The sequence below is a fragment of the Burkholderia sp. S171 genome, from assembly GCF_009766085.1.
Taxonomy (GTDB): domain Bacteria; phylum Pseudomonadota; class Gammaproteobacteria; order Burkholderiales; family Burkholderiaceae; genus Caballeronia.
The window spans coordinates 57,916-72,088 of record NZ_LMUF01000039.1; the positions used below are offsets into that span (position 1 = coordinate 57,916).

At 60.7% G+C, this 14,173-nt stretch carries 13 protein-coding genes; 9 read left to right on the top strand and 4 right to left on the bottom strand.

Going from position 1 to position 14,173, the window contains the following annotated elements; translation table 11 throughout:
- Positions 1 to 166 precede the first annotated feature (166 nt).
- Positions 167 to 760 (bottom strand): 5-formyltetrahydrofolate cyclo-ligase, encoded by a 594-nt coding sequence (locus tag GSQ93_RS20940; protein ID WP_158937563.1) that lies wholly within the window; start codon positions 758 to 760, stop codon positions 167 to 169.
- Between the two features lie 23 nt (positions 761 to 783).
- Between GSQ93_RS20940 and GSQ93_RS20945 the strand changes: the two genes are divergently transcribed.
- From GSQ93_RS20945 to GSQ93_RS20960, 4 genes are all read left to right on the top strand, one after another.
- Positions 784 to 2,754, top strand: a complete 1,971-nt coding sequence (locus tag GSQ93_RS20945; protein ID WP_158937564.1) for a lytic transglycosylase domain-containing protein — start codon at positions 784 to 786, stop codon at positions 2,752 to 2,754.
- A 118-nt stretch (positions 2,755 to 2,872) separates the two neighbouring features.
- The gene (locus GSQ93_RS20950; protein WP_158937565.1) at positions 2,873 to 3,829 is read left to right on the top strand and encodes a complex I NDUFA9 subunit family protein; all 957 of its coding nucleotides are present in this window, start codon (positions 2,873 to 2,875) and stop codon (positions 3,827 to 3,829) included.
- A 33-nt stretch (positions 3,830 to 3,862) separates the two neighbouring features.
- Positions 3,863 to 4,483: a glutathione S-transferase family protein gene (locus tag GSQ93_RS20955; protein WP_158937566.1), complete on the top strand. Its 621-nt coding sequence runs from the start codon at positions 3,863 to 3,865 to the stop codon at positions 4,481 to 4,483.
- Positions 4,480 to 5,718 carry a multifunctional CCA addition/repair protein gene (locus GSQ93_RS20960; protein WP_158937567.1) on the top strand — a complete coding sequence of 413 codons (1,239 nt, stop codon included), beginning with the start codon at positions 4,480 to 4,482 and terminating at the stop codon, positions 5,716 to 5,718. Before GSQ93_RS20955 ends, GSQ93_RS20960 begins: the two co-directional genes overlap by 4 nt.
- Positions 5,719 to 5,730: 12 nt before the next feature.
- On the opposite strand, the gene GSQ93_RS20965 is transcribed toward GSQ93_RS20960, so the two are convergent.
- Both GSQ93_RS20965 and GSQ93_RS20970 read right to left on the bottom strand, forming a co-directional pair.
- Positions 5,731 to 5,925 carry a DUF2905 domain-containing protein gene (locus tag GSQ93_RS20965; protein ID WP_031362236.1) on the bottom strand — a complete coding sequence of 65 codons (195 nt, stop codon included), beginning with the start codon at positions 5,923 to 5,925 and terminating at the stop codon, positions 5,731 to 5,733.
- 4 nt (positions 5,926 to 5,929) lie between these two features.
- Positions 5,930 to 7,144, bottom strand: coding sequence for a class I SAM-dependent methyltransferase (locus GSQ93_RS20970; protein ID WP_158937568.1), 1,215 nt, complete (start codon positions 7,142 to 7,144; stop codon positions 5,930 to 5,932).
- A 13-nt stretch (positions 7,145 to 7,157) separates the two neighbouring features.
- Between GSQ93_RS20970 and GSQ93_RS20975 the strand changes: the two genes are divergently transcribed.
- From GSQ93_RS20975 to glmS, 5 genes are all read left to right on the top strand, one after another.
- The gene (locus GSQ93_RS20975) at positions 7,158 to 7,994 is read left to right on the top strand and encodes an SDR family oxidoreductase (protein WP_158937569.1); all 837 of its coding nucleotides are present in this window, start codon (positions 7,158 to 7,160) and stop codon (positions 7,992 to 7,994) included.
- Positions 7,995 to 8,038: 44 nt separating this feature from the next.
- Positions 8,039 to 8,440, top strand: coding sequence for a dihydroneopterin aldolase (locus GSQ93_RS20980; RefSeq protein ID WP_158937570.1), 402 nt, complete (start codon positions 8,039 to 8,041; stop codon positions 8,438 to 8,440).
- A 56-nt stretch (positions 8,441 to 8,496) separates the two neighbouring features.
- The gene (gene ttcA / locus GSQ93_RS20985; protein WP_158937702.1) at positions 8,497 to 9,405 is read left to right on the top strand and encodes a tRNA 2-thiocytidine(32) synthetase TtcA; all 909 of its coding nucleotides are present in this window, start codon (positions 8,497 to 8,499) and stop codon (positions 9,403 to 9,405) included.
- Between the two features lie 111 nt (positions 9,406 to 9,516).
- Complete coding sequence (gene glmU / locus GSQ93_RS20990; RefSeq protein WP_158937571.1) at positions 9,517 to 10,884, top strand: bifunctional UDP-N-acetylglucosamine diphosphorylase/glucosamine-1-phosphate N-acetyltransferase GlmU; 1,368 nt, start codon at positions 9,517 to 9,519, stop codon at positions 10,882 to 10,884.
- Between the two features lie 88 nt (positions 10,885 to 10,972).
- Positions 10,973 to 12,790 (top strand): glutamine--fructose-6-phosphate transaminase (isomerizing), encoded by a 1,818-nt coding sequence (glmS, locus tag GSQ93_RS20995; RefSeq protein WP_158937572.1) that lies wholly within the window; start codon positions 10,973 to 10,975, stop codon positions 12,788 to 12,790.
- A 406-nt stretch (positions 12,791 to 13,196) separates the two neighbouring features.
- Here the strand turns inward: glmS and GSQ93_RS21000 are convergent, their stop codons facing one another.
- Positions 13,197 to 13,940, bottom strand: a complete 744-nt coding sequence (locus tag GSQ93_RS21000; RefSeq protein ID WP_158937573.1) for an SDR family oxidoreductase — start codon at positions 13,938 to 13,940, stop codon at positions 13,197 to 13,199.
- Positions 13,941 to 14,173: the final 233 nt, after the last annotated feature.

Genomic DNA, 14,173 nt, shown 5'->3' on the forward strand with positions numbered 1-14,173 from the left:
TGACTCTCGTAGACCGCTAAGGCCGAAAGCACCACCCCGGCATTGACTCCGACCACTAACACCGAAAGCACCACCCCAGCATCGCCCCCAACCGCCACCCCTCAAAACCTGACACTCACCGCGACCCCCAAACCAAAACCCCCAAACCGTCCACCGGTGCGAACACTCAATAAACCTCCGATTCGGTCACAATCGCCCCGAGAGGCAAATCAAATTCCCCCCTCGGCAGGGCATCGCACTTAGCGGACTCAAAAGCCACCCCAATCGTCGCCGGCGTCAGGCCCCGCGCCCAATTAGCCAACGTCCGATCGTAATACCCCCCGCCATATCCCAGTCGATACCGATCGGCATCGAAACCCACACACGGAATAACGAGCAAGTCCGGCACAACCACCCGCTCCTCCTCCGGCACGGGAATGCCATACCGCCCCTTCTTCATCGCCGCGCCCGGCTGCCACGCATGAAAAACCAGCGGCGCCCTCGGCGCAACCACCACCGGCAAAGCGGCCTTCCGCGATGCATTCAGCGCCAGCCAGACAGTCAGCACATCGCGCGCATCGAACTCTCCGGCCACCGGCCAATAAAACCCAATGCACGAGGCATCGGGAAAGCGTGCGACCGCTTCCATCAGACGCCGCGCCAACGCTTCGCCACGTGCATCTTGATCGGCCCGAGCGCCTTGTGCCTCGCGGGTTGCAAGCAGGTTTGCACGCAGCGCGCTTTTGGTTTCCAGCAGAGGGTTGCGTGCTATGCTTTGCATCACTTCGCGCTCCAGAAATAACGATGTCAAAACGTCTCAAACGAGTATATCTCGCAGTTGCAACCGCGCTCGCCGCGATCACGCTGATCGGATGCGGTACCGCATCCGCCGTGCGCCCTACAGCCGCTGATTATTCGCTCTCGCCCGACGACCGCATCTTCATCCAGTTGCGCGAAGCCGCGCGCTCGAATGACGCCGGCCGTGCCATGCAATTGGCCGCGCAAATTCCGAATTATCCGGCGCCGGGTTATATCGATTACTACACCATCAAGCCGCAACTCTTCGACTCGCAAGGACACGCGCGCGTTGACGCACCGGACGAGCCGGTGCTCGCGTTCCTGCAGCGCTATGACGGCCAGGCGATCGCCGACCGTATGCGCAACGACTATCTGACCGTGCTCGGCGCTCGCCACGACTGGCGCAATTTCCTCGATCAATACCCGCGCTTCGTACTGAACGACGACACGCAAGTGAAATGCTACGCGCTCGAAGCACGGGCGTCGCGCGGAGAAAATGTCGCGGACGCCGCGCGCGCTCTGCTCGTCGATCCTAAATGGTATGGCGATGGTTGCGTCGACCTGATCAACGCACTGGCCGTCTCGCAGCAATTCACCGCCGACGACGTCTGGCAGCAAATCCGCCTCGCCTACGAACAAAACTATACGAACACCGGCAGCAAGATCGCGGACGCGCTGGGCCAGCAACGCCCGGATCAAAGCGTCTTCGATACCGCCGCCAGCACCCCGCCGCTGTATCTCGCACGCGGCGTAGGTCGCGACACGTCGTCGCATCAACTGGCACTCGTCGCCATCACGCGCATGGCGCGCAACGATCCGGCCATGGCCGCAGCATCGTTCAGCTCGGTTGCACCGGCGTTGACGCCGTCGGAACGCGCTGTCGGCTGGGGCACGATTGGTTATCAGGCGGCGGTGAAGCGCATGCCGAGCGCGGTGGACTGGTACCGGCTTTCGGTGAATGCGCCGTTGTCGAACCCCGCCTATGAATGGCGCACGCGCAGTGCATTGCTTGCCGGCGACTGGATCATGGTGCGCTGGTCGATCGAACAAATGCCGCCGACGCTGCGCAACCAGCCCGCGTGGATCTACTGGCACGCACGCTCGCTGAAGCAAGCGGGGGACGTTGCCACGGCCAATCAGGAATTCACGAGCATCGCGGATCAGTTCAATTTCTACGGTCAGTTGGCGTCCGAAGAACTTGGCCAGAAGATCACGGTGCCGCCGCGCACGGAAGTGAGCGACGCCGAAATCGCCCAGGCTGCATCGGTGCCGGGTTTTGCGCTGTCGCAGAAGTTTTACGCCATGAACCTTCGGCTCGAAGGCAACCGCGAATGGAACTGGCCGCTGCGTACCATGACGGACCGCCAATTGATCGCAGCCGCGCAGTACGCAAAGCGCATCGAATTGTTCGACCGCGCGGTGAACACGGCGGACAAAACCAAGACCGAACACGATTTCTCGCTGCGGTATCTCTCGCCGTATCGTGATGTGGTCGAGCGTGAGTCGAAGAACACCGGACTCGATGTCGAATGGGCCTATGGCCTGATCCGCCAGGAATCGCGTTTCATCATCAACGCTAAGTCGGAAGTGGGCGCGGGCGGCCTGATGCAGTTGATGCCCGGCACCGCGCAACTCGTGGCGAAGAAAATCGGCATGGGACCCGTATCGCGTGAACAGATGAACGACCTCGACACCAACATCCTGCTCGGCACGAATTATCTGGCCATGGTCTACAACCAGTTCGACGATTCCGCCGTTCTCGCCACCGCCGGTTACAACGCGGGCCCGGGACGCCCGACGCAATGGCGTTCCACGCTCAACGCACCGGTAGAGGGCGCGATTTTTGCTGAAACCATTCCGTTCACGGAAACCCGCGATTACGTCAAGAACGTGCTTTCGAACACCGTGTACTACGCGGCGCTGTTTGAAGGCCGTCCGCAATCGCTGAAAACGCGGCTCGGCTATATCGCGCCATAAGGGCCCAGCAACAAGACCCGCCGCGCGTTTCGCTTTTCCGGTCGATACGGTTAGTCGAAAGTCACGCGCGGCGCCGCCGCCCTGACGCTTTCGCGGACCGCCACTTACAGAGGCGAACATGCGGCATCAAACCATTGCGTTGATCGGCGGATCGGGGTTTATCGGCAGTCATTTGGTCAACGCGCTTGTCGAGCTTGGCAAGAACGTGCGTGTTGCCACGCGGCGTCGCGAGAATGCAGCGCATCTGACGCTGCTGCCTGTGGATGTGATCGAAACGAATGTCTTCGATCCCGTCCAGCTGGCCGCCTTTGTCTCTCAAGCCGACGCAGTCATCAATCTGGTCGGCATTCTGCAAGGCAAACGCGGCGACCCTTACGGTCCTCAATTCGCCAAGGCGCACGTCGAGCTGCCCAGCAAGATTGTGGCGGCGTGTCAGGCGAAGGGCGTGCGGCGCTTGATTCACATGAGCGCGCTTGGCGCGGATCCGTCAGGGCCGAGCATGTATCTGCGTTCGAAAGGCGATGGCGAAAAGGCCGTGCGCGAATCGAATCTGGCGACCACGATCTTTCGTCCCTCCGTGGTGTTCGGTCCCGAAGACAACTTCCTGAATCAGTTCGCGTTCCTCGAGCGGATCTTTCCGGTGATTCCGCTGGCGTGTTCGCAAGCGCAGTTTCAGCCGGTTTTTGTCGGCGATGTTGCGAAGGCCTTCGCGAATGTGCTCGATCTCGATGCCGCCAGCGGCCGCGTGTATGAACTCGCCGGACCGACGGTGTACACGCTCGAAGAACTGGTCCGGTTCAGCGGCGCGGCGATCGGCAAAAACGCGAAGATCATCCGGTTGCCCAACAGCCTCGGGCGCCTTCAGGCGATGTCGCTTGAACTCGCGCCTGGCGAACCCATGATGTCGCGCGATAATCTCGATTCGATGAAAACGCCTAGCGTAGCAACCGGGCCGGTGGCGCCGGAACTCGGTATTGAAGAACCGGCGAGCATCGAAGCTATTGCGCCGATGTATCTCACAGGATCGTCGTCACGCTCGCGTTTCGATACGTTTCGCGCGTCCGCCGGGCGTTGATTTTTGCTAGTTATTTAACCTCAGATATTTGCGATGAAACTCGTTATTGGTGACAAGAATATGTCGTCATGGTCCATGCGGCCGTGGCTCGTGCTCAAGCACTTCGGCATTCCTTTCGAGGAAGTGATGATTCGCCTCGCGCGGCCGGATTCCTCCGCGAATATCCTCGCGCATTCGCCATCGGGGAAAGTGCCTTGCCTCGTGACCGATGCCGGCGACGCCGTGTGGGAATCCGTCGCGATCATGGAGACGCTGGCTGAACTGTTCCCGCAGCACGCCATGTGGCCGCGCGATGCCTCCGAGCGGGCGCACGCCCGCAGCATCAGCGCGGAAATGCACGCGGGATTCGCTGATCTGCGCGAGCAAATGTCGATGAATATCCAGCGGCAGGCGTTCGGCCAAGAACTCACGGCGGGCGCGTTGGCCACCGTCAAGCGAATCGACCTGATCTGGCGCAATTGCCTCGACGCGCACGGTGGCCCGTTCTTGTTCGGCAAGGAGTTCGGTATAGCAGACGCGATGTTCGCGCCGGTCGTCATGCGCTTCAATTCCTACGCGCCCAAGCTGAGCGAAACGGCGCTCGCTTACGCCGCCCGCATCACGGCTCTGCCTATTGTCGCCGAGTGGATCGAAGGCGCACGGAACGAGCAATGAACATTTACGCCGTGGGCGGCGCGATCCGCGATGACATGCTCGGCCTGCCGGTTCAGGACCGGGATTACGTCGTGGTCGGTGCCACGCCCGAGCAGATGACGGCGCAAGGTTATAAGCCGGTCGGCAAGGATTTTCCCGTGTTTTTGCATCCGCACACGCACGAGGAATATGCGCTTGCGCGGACCGAGCGGAAGACATCGGCGGGATATCACGGTTTTCAGTTTTTCTACGCGCCTGACGTAACGCTCGAAGAAGATCTCGCCCGCCGCGATCTGACCGTGAACGCAATGGCGCGGGAAGTGAGGCCGGACGGCGAGTTGACTGGACCGGTGATCGATCCGTTCAATGGCCGCGCTGATCTGGAAGCGCGGGTGTTCCGGCATGTGGGTGAGGCGTTTATCGAAGATCCGGTGCGAATTCTGCGCATCGGGCGGTTTGCTGCGCGTTTCGCGGATTTCACCATCGCTGACGAAACGCTCGCGCTGATGAAACGCATGGTCGCGGACGGTGAAGTCGATGCGCTCGTGCCCGAGCGCGTGTGGCAGGAAGTGTCGCGTGGCTTGATGGAAAAAACGCCATCGCGGATGTTCGAGGTGCTGCGCGAATGTGGCGCGCTCGCGCGGATTCTTCCGGAGGTGAATTCGCTGTGGGGTGTGCCGCAACGTGCCGACTATCACCCGGAAGTCGATACCGGCGTGCACGTGATGATGGTCCTGGATTACGCCGCTGCGCACGGTTATGCGTTGCCGGTGCGCTTCGCCGCGCTGACTCACGATCTCGGCAAGGCGACCACGCCCGACGACATCCTGCCGCGCCATATCGGCCATGAAGGGCGTAGTGTCGATCTGCTGAAGCCGTTGTGCGAGCGTTTGCGCGTGCCGAACGAATGTCGGGATCTCGCGCTGCTGGTGGCGCGTGAGCACGGGAATATTCATCGGGTGATGGAGTTTGGGGCGGCGGCGCTGGTGCGTTTGTTCGAGCGTTGCGACGCGCTGCGCAAGCCCGCGCGGTTTGCCGAAGCGCTGCAAGCCTGTGTCTCCGATGCCCGCGGCCGGCTCGGTTTGAGCCAGCAACCGTATCCGCAGGCCGAGCGTTTGCGTGAAGCATTGGTGGCGGCGCGTGCAGTCGATGCCGGCGCTGTCGCGCAGCAGTACGCAGACCAGCCGGCGAAGATCAAGGACGCGGTTCACGCAGCACGCGTGACGGCGGTGGAGGCCGTGCTCCAAAAGCTTTAGCCTTGAATCAAATCAAAGCGCCCGCGCCAGCAACGACAGCACCAGCGACAGCAAAATGGTCGACATGAACGGGAACGGATATTCCCGTCCGAACAGGCGCAGCGTGAAATCGCCGGGTAACCTGCCGATGCCGAGTTTCTTCATCCAAGGCAAACACGCCGAGAGAATCGACAACGCAATGAACGTGGTGAGTACCCAGCGGATCATGATTTCATAAGGTATGTGAGCGGTCGCCGGACGAGAATGCGAGCAGCGTGTCGTCGATACCCCGCGAGAACGCAATCACCTTGAACAACTCGCCCATTTCCGCCTCCGATAACAACTTCTGAACGGCATTCGCAGCGGGCAGAAAGCGCCGGGCGTCACTCGGATCGAGGTCCGCAAGCGCATCCGTAATGCCGGCGTTCATCAGGAAACGCGCCTGCGATGTAAAGCCGAGCAAATCGGCGCCCGCGTCCGTGCCGGCCTCCGCGATCCCCGAAAACTCCACGTGCGCCGTGATGTCCTGCAGCCCGGGATACAAGAACGGATCGCCGTGCGACCGATGCCGGTAATGGCACATAACCGTGCCTTGCGCCCGCTGGGCGTGATAAAACTCGCGCCGTGGAAAGCCGTAATCGATGAAAAACGCCGCGCCGCGCGTGAGCATCGTGCAAATTGTGCGCGTGAAAGCCAGCGCCGCTTCGTGCGTTTCGCTCAAGTATTCGATAAACGGCTCGTCGTTGACTTCATCGATGGTGGCATCTATTTCGGCCAGCAGCGGGTCATCGAGCGCGGCTAGCAGGGGTTTGTCATCGAACGTGAAACGGTTGTTCGTCCACGATACGCCGCGCTCATGCCACACGCCCAGTTTTCGCACGACCAGGCGCACGGGCATGGCGTCGAGCACTTCGTTGCCGATCACCACGCCTTCAAAGTGGGCCGGCAAAACGCTGAGCCATGTCACCTTCGATGCCAGTTCGGGGGCATCGGCTTCAATCGTCGCCCGCTGGCGTTCCTGCAATTCGCCAGACAAATCCACGATCGCGTAATTGTCGAAGGGAACGTCCAGCGCTTTCAACGCGTTCAGCAAGCCGGCGGCGAGTTTTCCTGTGCCAGCGCCGAATTCCATCAAATTGCGCGTGCCGCTGTCGCGCAACGCCTGAGCGACGGGCCGCGCCAGCGTGGCCGAGAACAACGGCGACATTTCCGGCGCGGTGACGAAGTCGCTGCCGTCGTCGCCGCGTTTGCCGAATTTCATCGAGCCGCCGGTGTAATAGCCGAGGCCGGGCGCGTAAAGTGCCAGTTCCATATACCGGCTGAACGGCAGCCAGCCGCCCGCCGACGCGATTTCCGCCCGGATGCGTGCCGTCAGCGCCTCGGACTGCGCGAGCGCGTCGGGGCCGGGAACAGGTAAACTGTCGGATTCGTGAGCTTTTGGATTCATTCCGGCATTGTAAATGAGCGTTTCTTCGTCCACTTCTCCAGATTCTTCCGGGCCGAAAACCCGTGTGGTGCTGATCACCGGCGCGGCAAAACGCATCGGCCGCGGGCTGGCGCTCGGTTTCGCCGCGCGTGGCTGGGACGTCGCCGTGCATTTTGGCGGTTCTGAGGGCCAGGCGCAGGAAGTCGTCCAGTCGATCCGCGCCCTCGGCCGCCGAGCCGTCGCGCTGCACGCGGACCTTGGCGTGGAAAGCGACGTGGCGCGGCTGGTGCCGGCGTGTATCGAAACGTTGGGTGGTTTGCATTGCGTGGTGAACAACGCGTCGAGTTTTGTCGAAGATACCGCGCGCGATTTCAGCTACCCGCGGCTGCTCGAGATGATGGCGGTCAACGTCGGTGCGCCGCTGGCCTTGGCGCGCGCGCTGTTCGACGCCACGCCCGATGCCGCCGCCGACGATGAAACCCAACGCCGCTGCGTCATCAACGTGCTCGACCAGAAGCTGTACAACATGAATCCGGATTATTTGTCGTACACGCTGACCAAGGCGGCGCTGGAAAACGCGACCGTCGCGCTGGCGCAGGCGCTTGCGCCGAAGTTGCGCGTGGTCGGGCTGGCGCCGGGCCTTACGCTGCCGTCCGCCGACATGACGTCGGCCGAGTTTGAGGCCGCGCACAAGGTAACGCCGTTGGGCCGGGCTTCGCGGGTGGAGGATGTGGTTGCGGCCGCTTGTTATCTCGCCGACGCAGCGGGCGTGACGGGCACGACGCTCGTAGTCGATGGCGGGCAGCATCTCGTGCCGTCGCCGCGCGACATCATGTTTTTGACCGCAGGCCGCGCTTCGGGCGGCGTTTAATTCGTCGCTTTTAGTAAGTTAATCTGAATCACCAGGACACGACCATGCTTGCCGCACTTTCGCATCCCCGGCTCGCCGATTGCCGGCGGCTTTTTCTGCGCAATTACGAAGTGCGCATCAACATTGGCGTGCACGATTTCGAAAAGCGGGGCGAGCAACGCGTGGTGATTAACGTGGAATTGTTCGTGCCGCTGGCGTTATCGACGCCGACTGAAGACAAGCTGCGCGAAGTCGTCGATTACGATTTCATGCGCTCGACCATCGCCAAGCGCGTGGGCAAAGGGCATATCCACTTGCAGGAAACACTCTGCGATGACGTCGCTGCCGCGCTGCTCGAACATCCGAATGTGCGGGCGGTGGTGGTTTCCACAGAAAAGCCGGACGTTTATCCCGACTGCGATGCCGTGGGCGTTGAAGTCTTTCGCATCAAAGAGGTGGCAGCATGAGTTCGCTAACGGAAGCGGAAACGCCGGTGGTTCAGGAGACGGTATCCGTCCCGACAATGCGTGAACCGCTGACGCGCCGCGAGCAGAAACAGGCCTACGAGAACAACAAGTTGTTCAAGCGGCTGGCGCGTCAGGTGGGCGAGGCCGTCACGGATTACAACATGATCGAGGACGGCGACAAGGTCATGGTCTGCCTGTCCGGCGGCAAGGATTCGTACGCGATGCTCGAATTGCTGATGCGACTGCGCGAGCGCGCGCCGATCAACTTCGAGATCGTGGCTGTGAATCTCGACCAGAAACAGCCGGGGTTTCCGGAGCACGTGCTGCCCGAGTATTTGCGCAAGCTGGATATCCCGTTTCATATCGAGAATCAGGATACGTACAGCATCGTCAAGCGGCTCGTGCCGGAAGGCAAGACGACGTGTTCGCTCTGTTCGAGATTGCGGCGCGGGATTTTGTATCGGGTGGCGGGTGAGCTTGGGGCGACGAAAATTGCGCTCGGCCATCATCGCGACGATATTTTGCAGACGTTGCTGCTGAATATGTTCTACGGCGGCAAGCTGAAGGGCATGCCCCCCAAGCTTCAATCTGACGATGGGAAGAACATCGTGATTCGGCCGCTGGCATACGCGAAGGAACGGGATCTGGAGAAGTTCGCCGAGTTGCGCGAGTTCCCGATCATTCCGTGCAACCTGTGCGGCAGTCAGCCGAACCTGAAGCGCGCGGAAATGAAGGCGCTGATCCGCGATTGGGAAAAGCGTTTCCCGGGCCGCGTGGAGAACATGTTCAACGCGCTGGGGCACGTGGTGCCATCGCATTTGATGGATCACGGGCTGTTTCCGTTTGCCGGATTGCGCGCGACGGGCGTGGCGGATCCGGCCGGGGATATCGCGTTCGATGAAGACCCGTGTTCGACGGAGTCAACCTCGCAGACTATTTCGATTGTTCAGTTCGACGATATTTGACGCCGGCCGAGAAGCCCCCAGAATCGTTGCTCAGCAAGGCCGCACCGGGTTTAGCCGCCCACCCCCGCGTGCTATATTGGCGGCTCCCAACACTTCAGCGAAGCTGACGCCATGAACATTGTTATTTTGGCGGCAGGCACGGGCAAGCGCATGCGTTCCGCCTTGCCGAAAGTCCTTCATCCCCTGGCTGGCCGGCCGCTTCTCTCCCATGTGCTCGACGTTGCGCGTGCGCTCAAGCCCACACGGCTTGTCGTCGTGATCGGACATGGGGCGGAACAGGTTCAGAAGGCGGTCGGTGCTCCCGATGTCCAATTTGCCGTGCAGGATCAGCAACTGGGCACCGGCCACGCGGTTCAGCAAGCGCTGCCGCTGCTCGACCTTTCCGTGCCTACGCTCATTCTTTACGGCGATGTGCCGCTCACCCGCGTCAGCACGCTGCAACGCCTGGCCGATGCAGCATCCGGCGGCCGCTACGGCGTCCTGACAGTCACTTTGGACGATCCGACCGGGTACGGCCGCATTGTGCGCGATCCGACGGGCGCCGTGCAGTGCATTGTCGAGCAGAAAGACGCCAACGCCGGGCAGTTGACGATTGCCGAGATCAATACCGGCATTGTCATTACGCCGACCGCGCAGCTTGGCGAATGGCTGGCATCGCTTAAAAACGACAACAAGCAGGGCGAGTTTTATCTCACCGATGTCGTCGAGCGTGCGCTCGAAGCCGGCATCGAAGTGGTCACGTCGCAACCGGACGAAGAGTGGGAAACGCTCGGCGTGAACAGCAAGCAGCAACTCGCCGAACTCGAACGGATTTACCAGGGCAATGTTGCCGAGGCGCTGCTGGTTGCCGGCGTCACGTTGCTGGACCCCGCGCGCATCGATGTGCGCGGCACGCTGACGTGCGGACGCGATGTGTCTATCGACGTGAATTGCGTCTTCGAAGGCAATGTGACGCTGGAGGATAACGTGACCGTCGGCCCGAATTGCGTGATTCGCAATGCGTCGATCGGCATGGGGACGCGAATTGATGCGTTCACGCACATCGATGGCAGTACGACCGGCGCGAACGTCGTGTTGGGACCGTATGCGCGCCTGCGGCCGGGTGCGGTGCTCGGCGACGAAGCGCACGTGGGCAACTTCGTCGAAGTAAAAAACGCGGTGTTCGGGCGTGGGTCGAAGGCGAACCATTTGAGCTATATCGGTGACTCGGATATTGGGGCGCGAGTGAATATCGGCGCGGGCACGATCACGTGTAATTACGACGGCGCGAACAAATTCCGCACGGTGATCGAGGACGACGTGTTCGTCGGCTCCGATACCCAACTGGTTGCGCCCGTGCGCGTGGGGCGCGGTGCGTCCATCGCGGCCGGGACGACCGTTTGGAAGGATGTCGCGGAAGACCAACTCGTGCTGAACGAAAAAACTCAGGTCAGCAAGAGCGGTTACGTACGGCCTGTAAAGAAAACCCTGAACAAATAGCGAGTGCGCGAGTGCTTGAGCGCGGGCCTGGGTGGCGAGCGCCGGGCGTTTTCGAGCGATTCAAAAACAATCTGTAGAGGACGACGCCATGTGCGGAATTGTCGGCGCGGTTGCGCAACGTAACATCGTATCGGTGCTGGTCGAAGGTCTGCGGCGGCTTGAATATCGCGGCTACGATTCCTGCGGCGTGGCCGTGATTGCCGATGGCGAACCGAAGCGCGCGCGCAGCGTGGCGCGCGTGGCCGATCTCGCCGATCAGGTCCGCGATACGCATCTGGAAGGCGCAACCGGCATTGCGCACACGCGCTGGGCGACGCACGGCGCGCCCGTCACCGACAACGCGCATCCCATCTTTTCGCGCAACGAACTCGCGCTGGTGCACAACGGGATCATCGAGAACTATGAGACGTTGCGGACCATGCTGCGCGGGAAGGGCTATGAGTTTGTCTCGCAGACCGATACCGAAGTCATCGCGCATTTGATCCACAGCATGTATCGCGGCGATCTGTTCCAGACCGTGCGTGACGCCGTGAAGGAATTGCATGGCGCGTACGCCATTGCCGTGATCCACAAGGATCAGCCGCATACGGTTGTCGGCGCGCGGCAGGGGTCGCCGCTGGTGGTTGGAGTAGGCGATGGCGAGAACTTCCTCGCCTCCGATGCGCTCGCGCTTGCCGGCAGCACCGACCGTTTCGCGTTCCTGGATGAAGGCGATGTGGTCGAGATCACGCTGGACGGCGTGAAGATTGTCGATCGCGATGGAATGCCTGCGCAGCGTGAAGTGCGCGTGGTCGCGGCGTATGGCGGTGCGGTTGAGCTTGGGCCGTATCGGCACTTCATGCAGAAGGAAATCTTCGAGCAGCCGCGCGCGATCACCGACACCATTCCTCAAACCGATCGCTTCTCCGCCGAGTTGTTCGGGGCGGACGCGGCAGAAGTTTTCGCCGATATCGACAGCGTGCTTATCCTGGCTTGCGGCACGAGTTCGTACGCGGGAATGACGGCGAAGTACTGGCTTGAATCGGTTGCGAAGATCCCGACGCAAGTGGAGATTGCGAGTGAGTACCGGTATCGCGAATCGGTGCCGAATCCACGGGCTTTGGTTGTAGTGATTTCGCAGTCGGGCGAGACCGCCGATACGCTGGCCGCGTTGAAACATGCGCAGTCGCTGGGGCATAAACATACGCTGGCTGTTTGCAATGTCGCTTCCAGCGCGATGGTCCGGTTGACGAAGCTCGCGTTTTTGACGCATGCGGGGACTGAGATTGGCGTGGCTTCTACTAAGGCATTTACGACGCAGTTGGTCGGGATGTTTGTGTTGGCCGTGACGCTTGGGACGTTGCGCGGGCATGTGAGTGAAAAGCAGGAAACGGAATATCTGACGCAGTTGCGGCATTTGCCGGCGGCGCTCAATAGCGTGCTGGCGCTGGAGCCGCAGATTATCGCCTGGTCGGAAGAGTTTTCACGCAAGGAGAATGCGCTGTTTCTCGGACGCGGACTGCATTATCCGATCGCGCTTGAGGGTGCGTTGAAGCTTAAGGAGATTTCGTATATTCACGCGGAAGCTTATCCGGCTGGGGAGTTGAAGCATGGGCCGTTGGCGCTGGTGACGGAGGCTATGCCAGTGGTGACGGTGGCGCCTAATGACGCGCTGCTGGAGAAGCTTAAGTCGAATATGCAAGAGGTCAGGGCGCGTGGGGGCGAGCTTTATGTTTTCGCCGATTCCGATACGCGGATTGTTAGCGAGGATGGGATTCACGTTATTCGGATGCCTGAGCATTATGGGTTGCTGTCGCCCATTCTTCATGTCGTGCCGCTGCAGTTGCTGGCTTATCACACGGCTTGTGCGAGAGGGACGGATGTGGATAAGCCTAGGAATTTGGCGAAGAGTGTGACAGTGGAGTGAGGGGATGGGTTCGTGAGAATAACGTTGCGAACCTGTGGCCCGTTCAGCTGCTGACCACAGGATAGAAATGCGTCAGCGACACGTTGGTCGTCAATACTTTGTGCACAGCGGAAAATCTGGCGAACTATCGAACGATTCGCTTGCGACCGAACGGAAGGAACTCGAAGCCCCCACAGGAATCCATTGAATCCTTCCCGCGTGAATATGAACTACGGGTCGAGCTGCCTAGCTTTACTCAGTACGGATTCTTTTGCATGAAAATAACACCCGAAATAAAGCTTGTCGCGGACACCTACATTTCTCAATCCCGGCAACAAAAGGCGACTTTTAGCCAACGTATAGTTGCCGGGCATCCCATGGCTACTTACTTGCAGATTCATGTAGCGGGATGGGCGAGTAACTCGCCTTACCAAGGTTGCCTGGGAGGACGAGTGTCGGCGTTCTCGTTGAGGAAGAAGCCGCCGGTCGGGCCGAACTTATCCAGCGTGGCTAACCGGATGGCGATAGCGGCCGCGTCCCTAGGCGCGCGGCTGCCCATATGACCGTTCAAATCAGTCGCGGTCAGGCCTGGATCGGCGGCATTGACCTTGATCCCGTCCGCCGCCAGTTCCTTGGCGAACTTGACCGTGAACATGTTGAGTGCGGTTTTGGACGCGCAGTAGCCAGCAGAGCCTACGTTCCAGTTCTCGCTTGTCATATCGAGCGTCGAGGCGATCGAGCCCAGGCCGCTGCTTATCATCACGATCCGCGCCGCTGCCGACTTGCGCAGTAGGGGCACAAACGCTTGGGTGACCCTGACCGCCCCAAACACGTTCACGTCGAAAATGGCGCGCATATCGTCGACTGACTCCTGGCTGGCTGGCGACGGACGCCCAAAACTCATGCCGGCATTGTTGACGAGCGCGTCGAGCGCGCCAATTTGGTCCTGCAGATGCTCAGCGGCGGACCGGATGCTGTTGGCGTCGGTGACGTCCAGCACCAGACAGTTTGCTTCGATCCCTTCTGCGCGCAGGCCTGCCGCTGCCGCCTCGCCACGGTCCTGATCGCGGCAGCCCAGCCACACGGCGAAATTTTGTTCACCGAGCTGGCGCGCGATTTCAAGGCCGATTCCCTTGTTCGCGCCAGTAATGAGCGCGGTCGATCTAGTCATGAGGCTTATCTCCTATCGGTAAGCGGGTGGCGTGAAAAACTGCAATCCATTCCCCCGGTAAAGGGCGGCAACGCATCGAGCAGGATCTGCACGTTGCCGCTCTCGAAAACGACGTCTTCGCCAGGCAGTACGTTTGCGTCGCCACCAGGGCGGTGGGTGTTGGACAGCGATTGCGCGAAAAGTTGCGACGCTTCTTTAACTTCCTGTTGCGGATCGATTGCCAGCAGAAAAGC

What these genes read in the sequence shown, in the direction of transcription:
- GSQ93_RS20940 (WP_158937563.1), bottom strand. Translation starts at nt 760, where the DNA reads ATGCAAAGCATAGCACGCAACCCTCTGCTGGAAACCAAAAGCGCGCTG.
- GSQ93_RS20945 (WP_158937564.1), top strand. Translation starts at nt 784, where the DNA reads ATGTCAAAACGTCTCAAACGAGTATATCTCGCAGTTGCAACCGCGCTC.
- GSQ93_RS20950 (WP_158937565.1), top strand. Translation starts at nt 2,873, where the DNA reads ATGCGGCATCAAACCATTGCGTTGATCGGCGGATCGGGGTTTATCGGC.
- GSQ93_RS20955 (WP_158937566.1), top strand. Translation starts at nt 3,863, where the DNA reads ATGAAACTCGTTATTGGTGACAAGAATATGTCGTCATGGTCCATGCGG.
- GSQ93_RS20960 (WP_158937567.1), top strand. Translation starts at nt 4,480, where the DNA reads ATGAACATTTACGCCGTGGGCGGCGCGATCCGCGATGACATGCTCGGC.
- GSQ93_RS20965 (WP_031362236.1), bottom strand. Translation starts at nt 5,925, where the DNA reads ATGATCCGCTGGGTACTCACCACGTTCATTGCGTTGTCGATTCTCTCG.
- GSQ93_RS20970 (WP_158937568.1), bottom strand. Translation starts at nt 7,144, where the DNA reads ATGAATCCAAAAGCTCACGAATCCGACAGTTTACCTGTTCCCGGCCCC.
- GSQ93_RS20975 (WP_158937569.1), top strand. Translation starts at nt 7,158, where the DNA reads ATGAGCGTTTCTTCGTCCACTTCTCCAGATTCTTCCGGGCCGAAAACC.
- GSQ93_RS20980 (WP_158937570.1), top strand. Translation starts at nt 8,039, where the DNA reads ATGCTTGCCGCACTTTCGCATCCCCGGCTCGCCGATTGCCGGCGGCTT.
- ttcA (WP_158937702.1), top strand. Translation starts at nt 8,497, where the DNA reads ATGCGTGAACCGCTGACGCGCCGCGAGCAGAAACAGGCCTACGAGAAC.
- glmU (WP_158937571.1), top strand. Translation starts at nt 9,517, where the DNA reads ATGAACATTGTTATTTTGGCGGCAGGCACGGGCAAGCGCATGCGTTCC.
- glmS (WP_158937572.1), top strand. Translation starts at nt 10,973, where the DNA reads ATGTGCGGAATTGTCGGCGCGGTTGCGCAACGTAACATCGTATCGGTG.
- GSQ93_RS21000 (WP_158937573.1), bottom strand. Translation starts at nt 13,940, where the DNA reads ATGACTAGATCGACCGCGCTCATTACTGGCGCGAACAAGGGAATCGGC.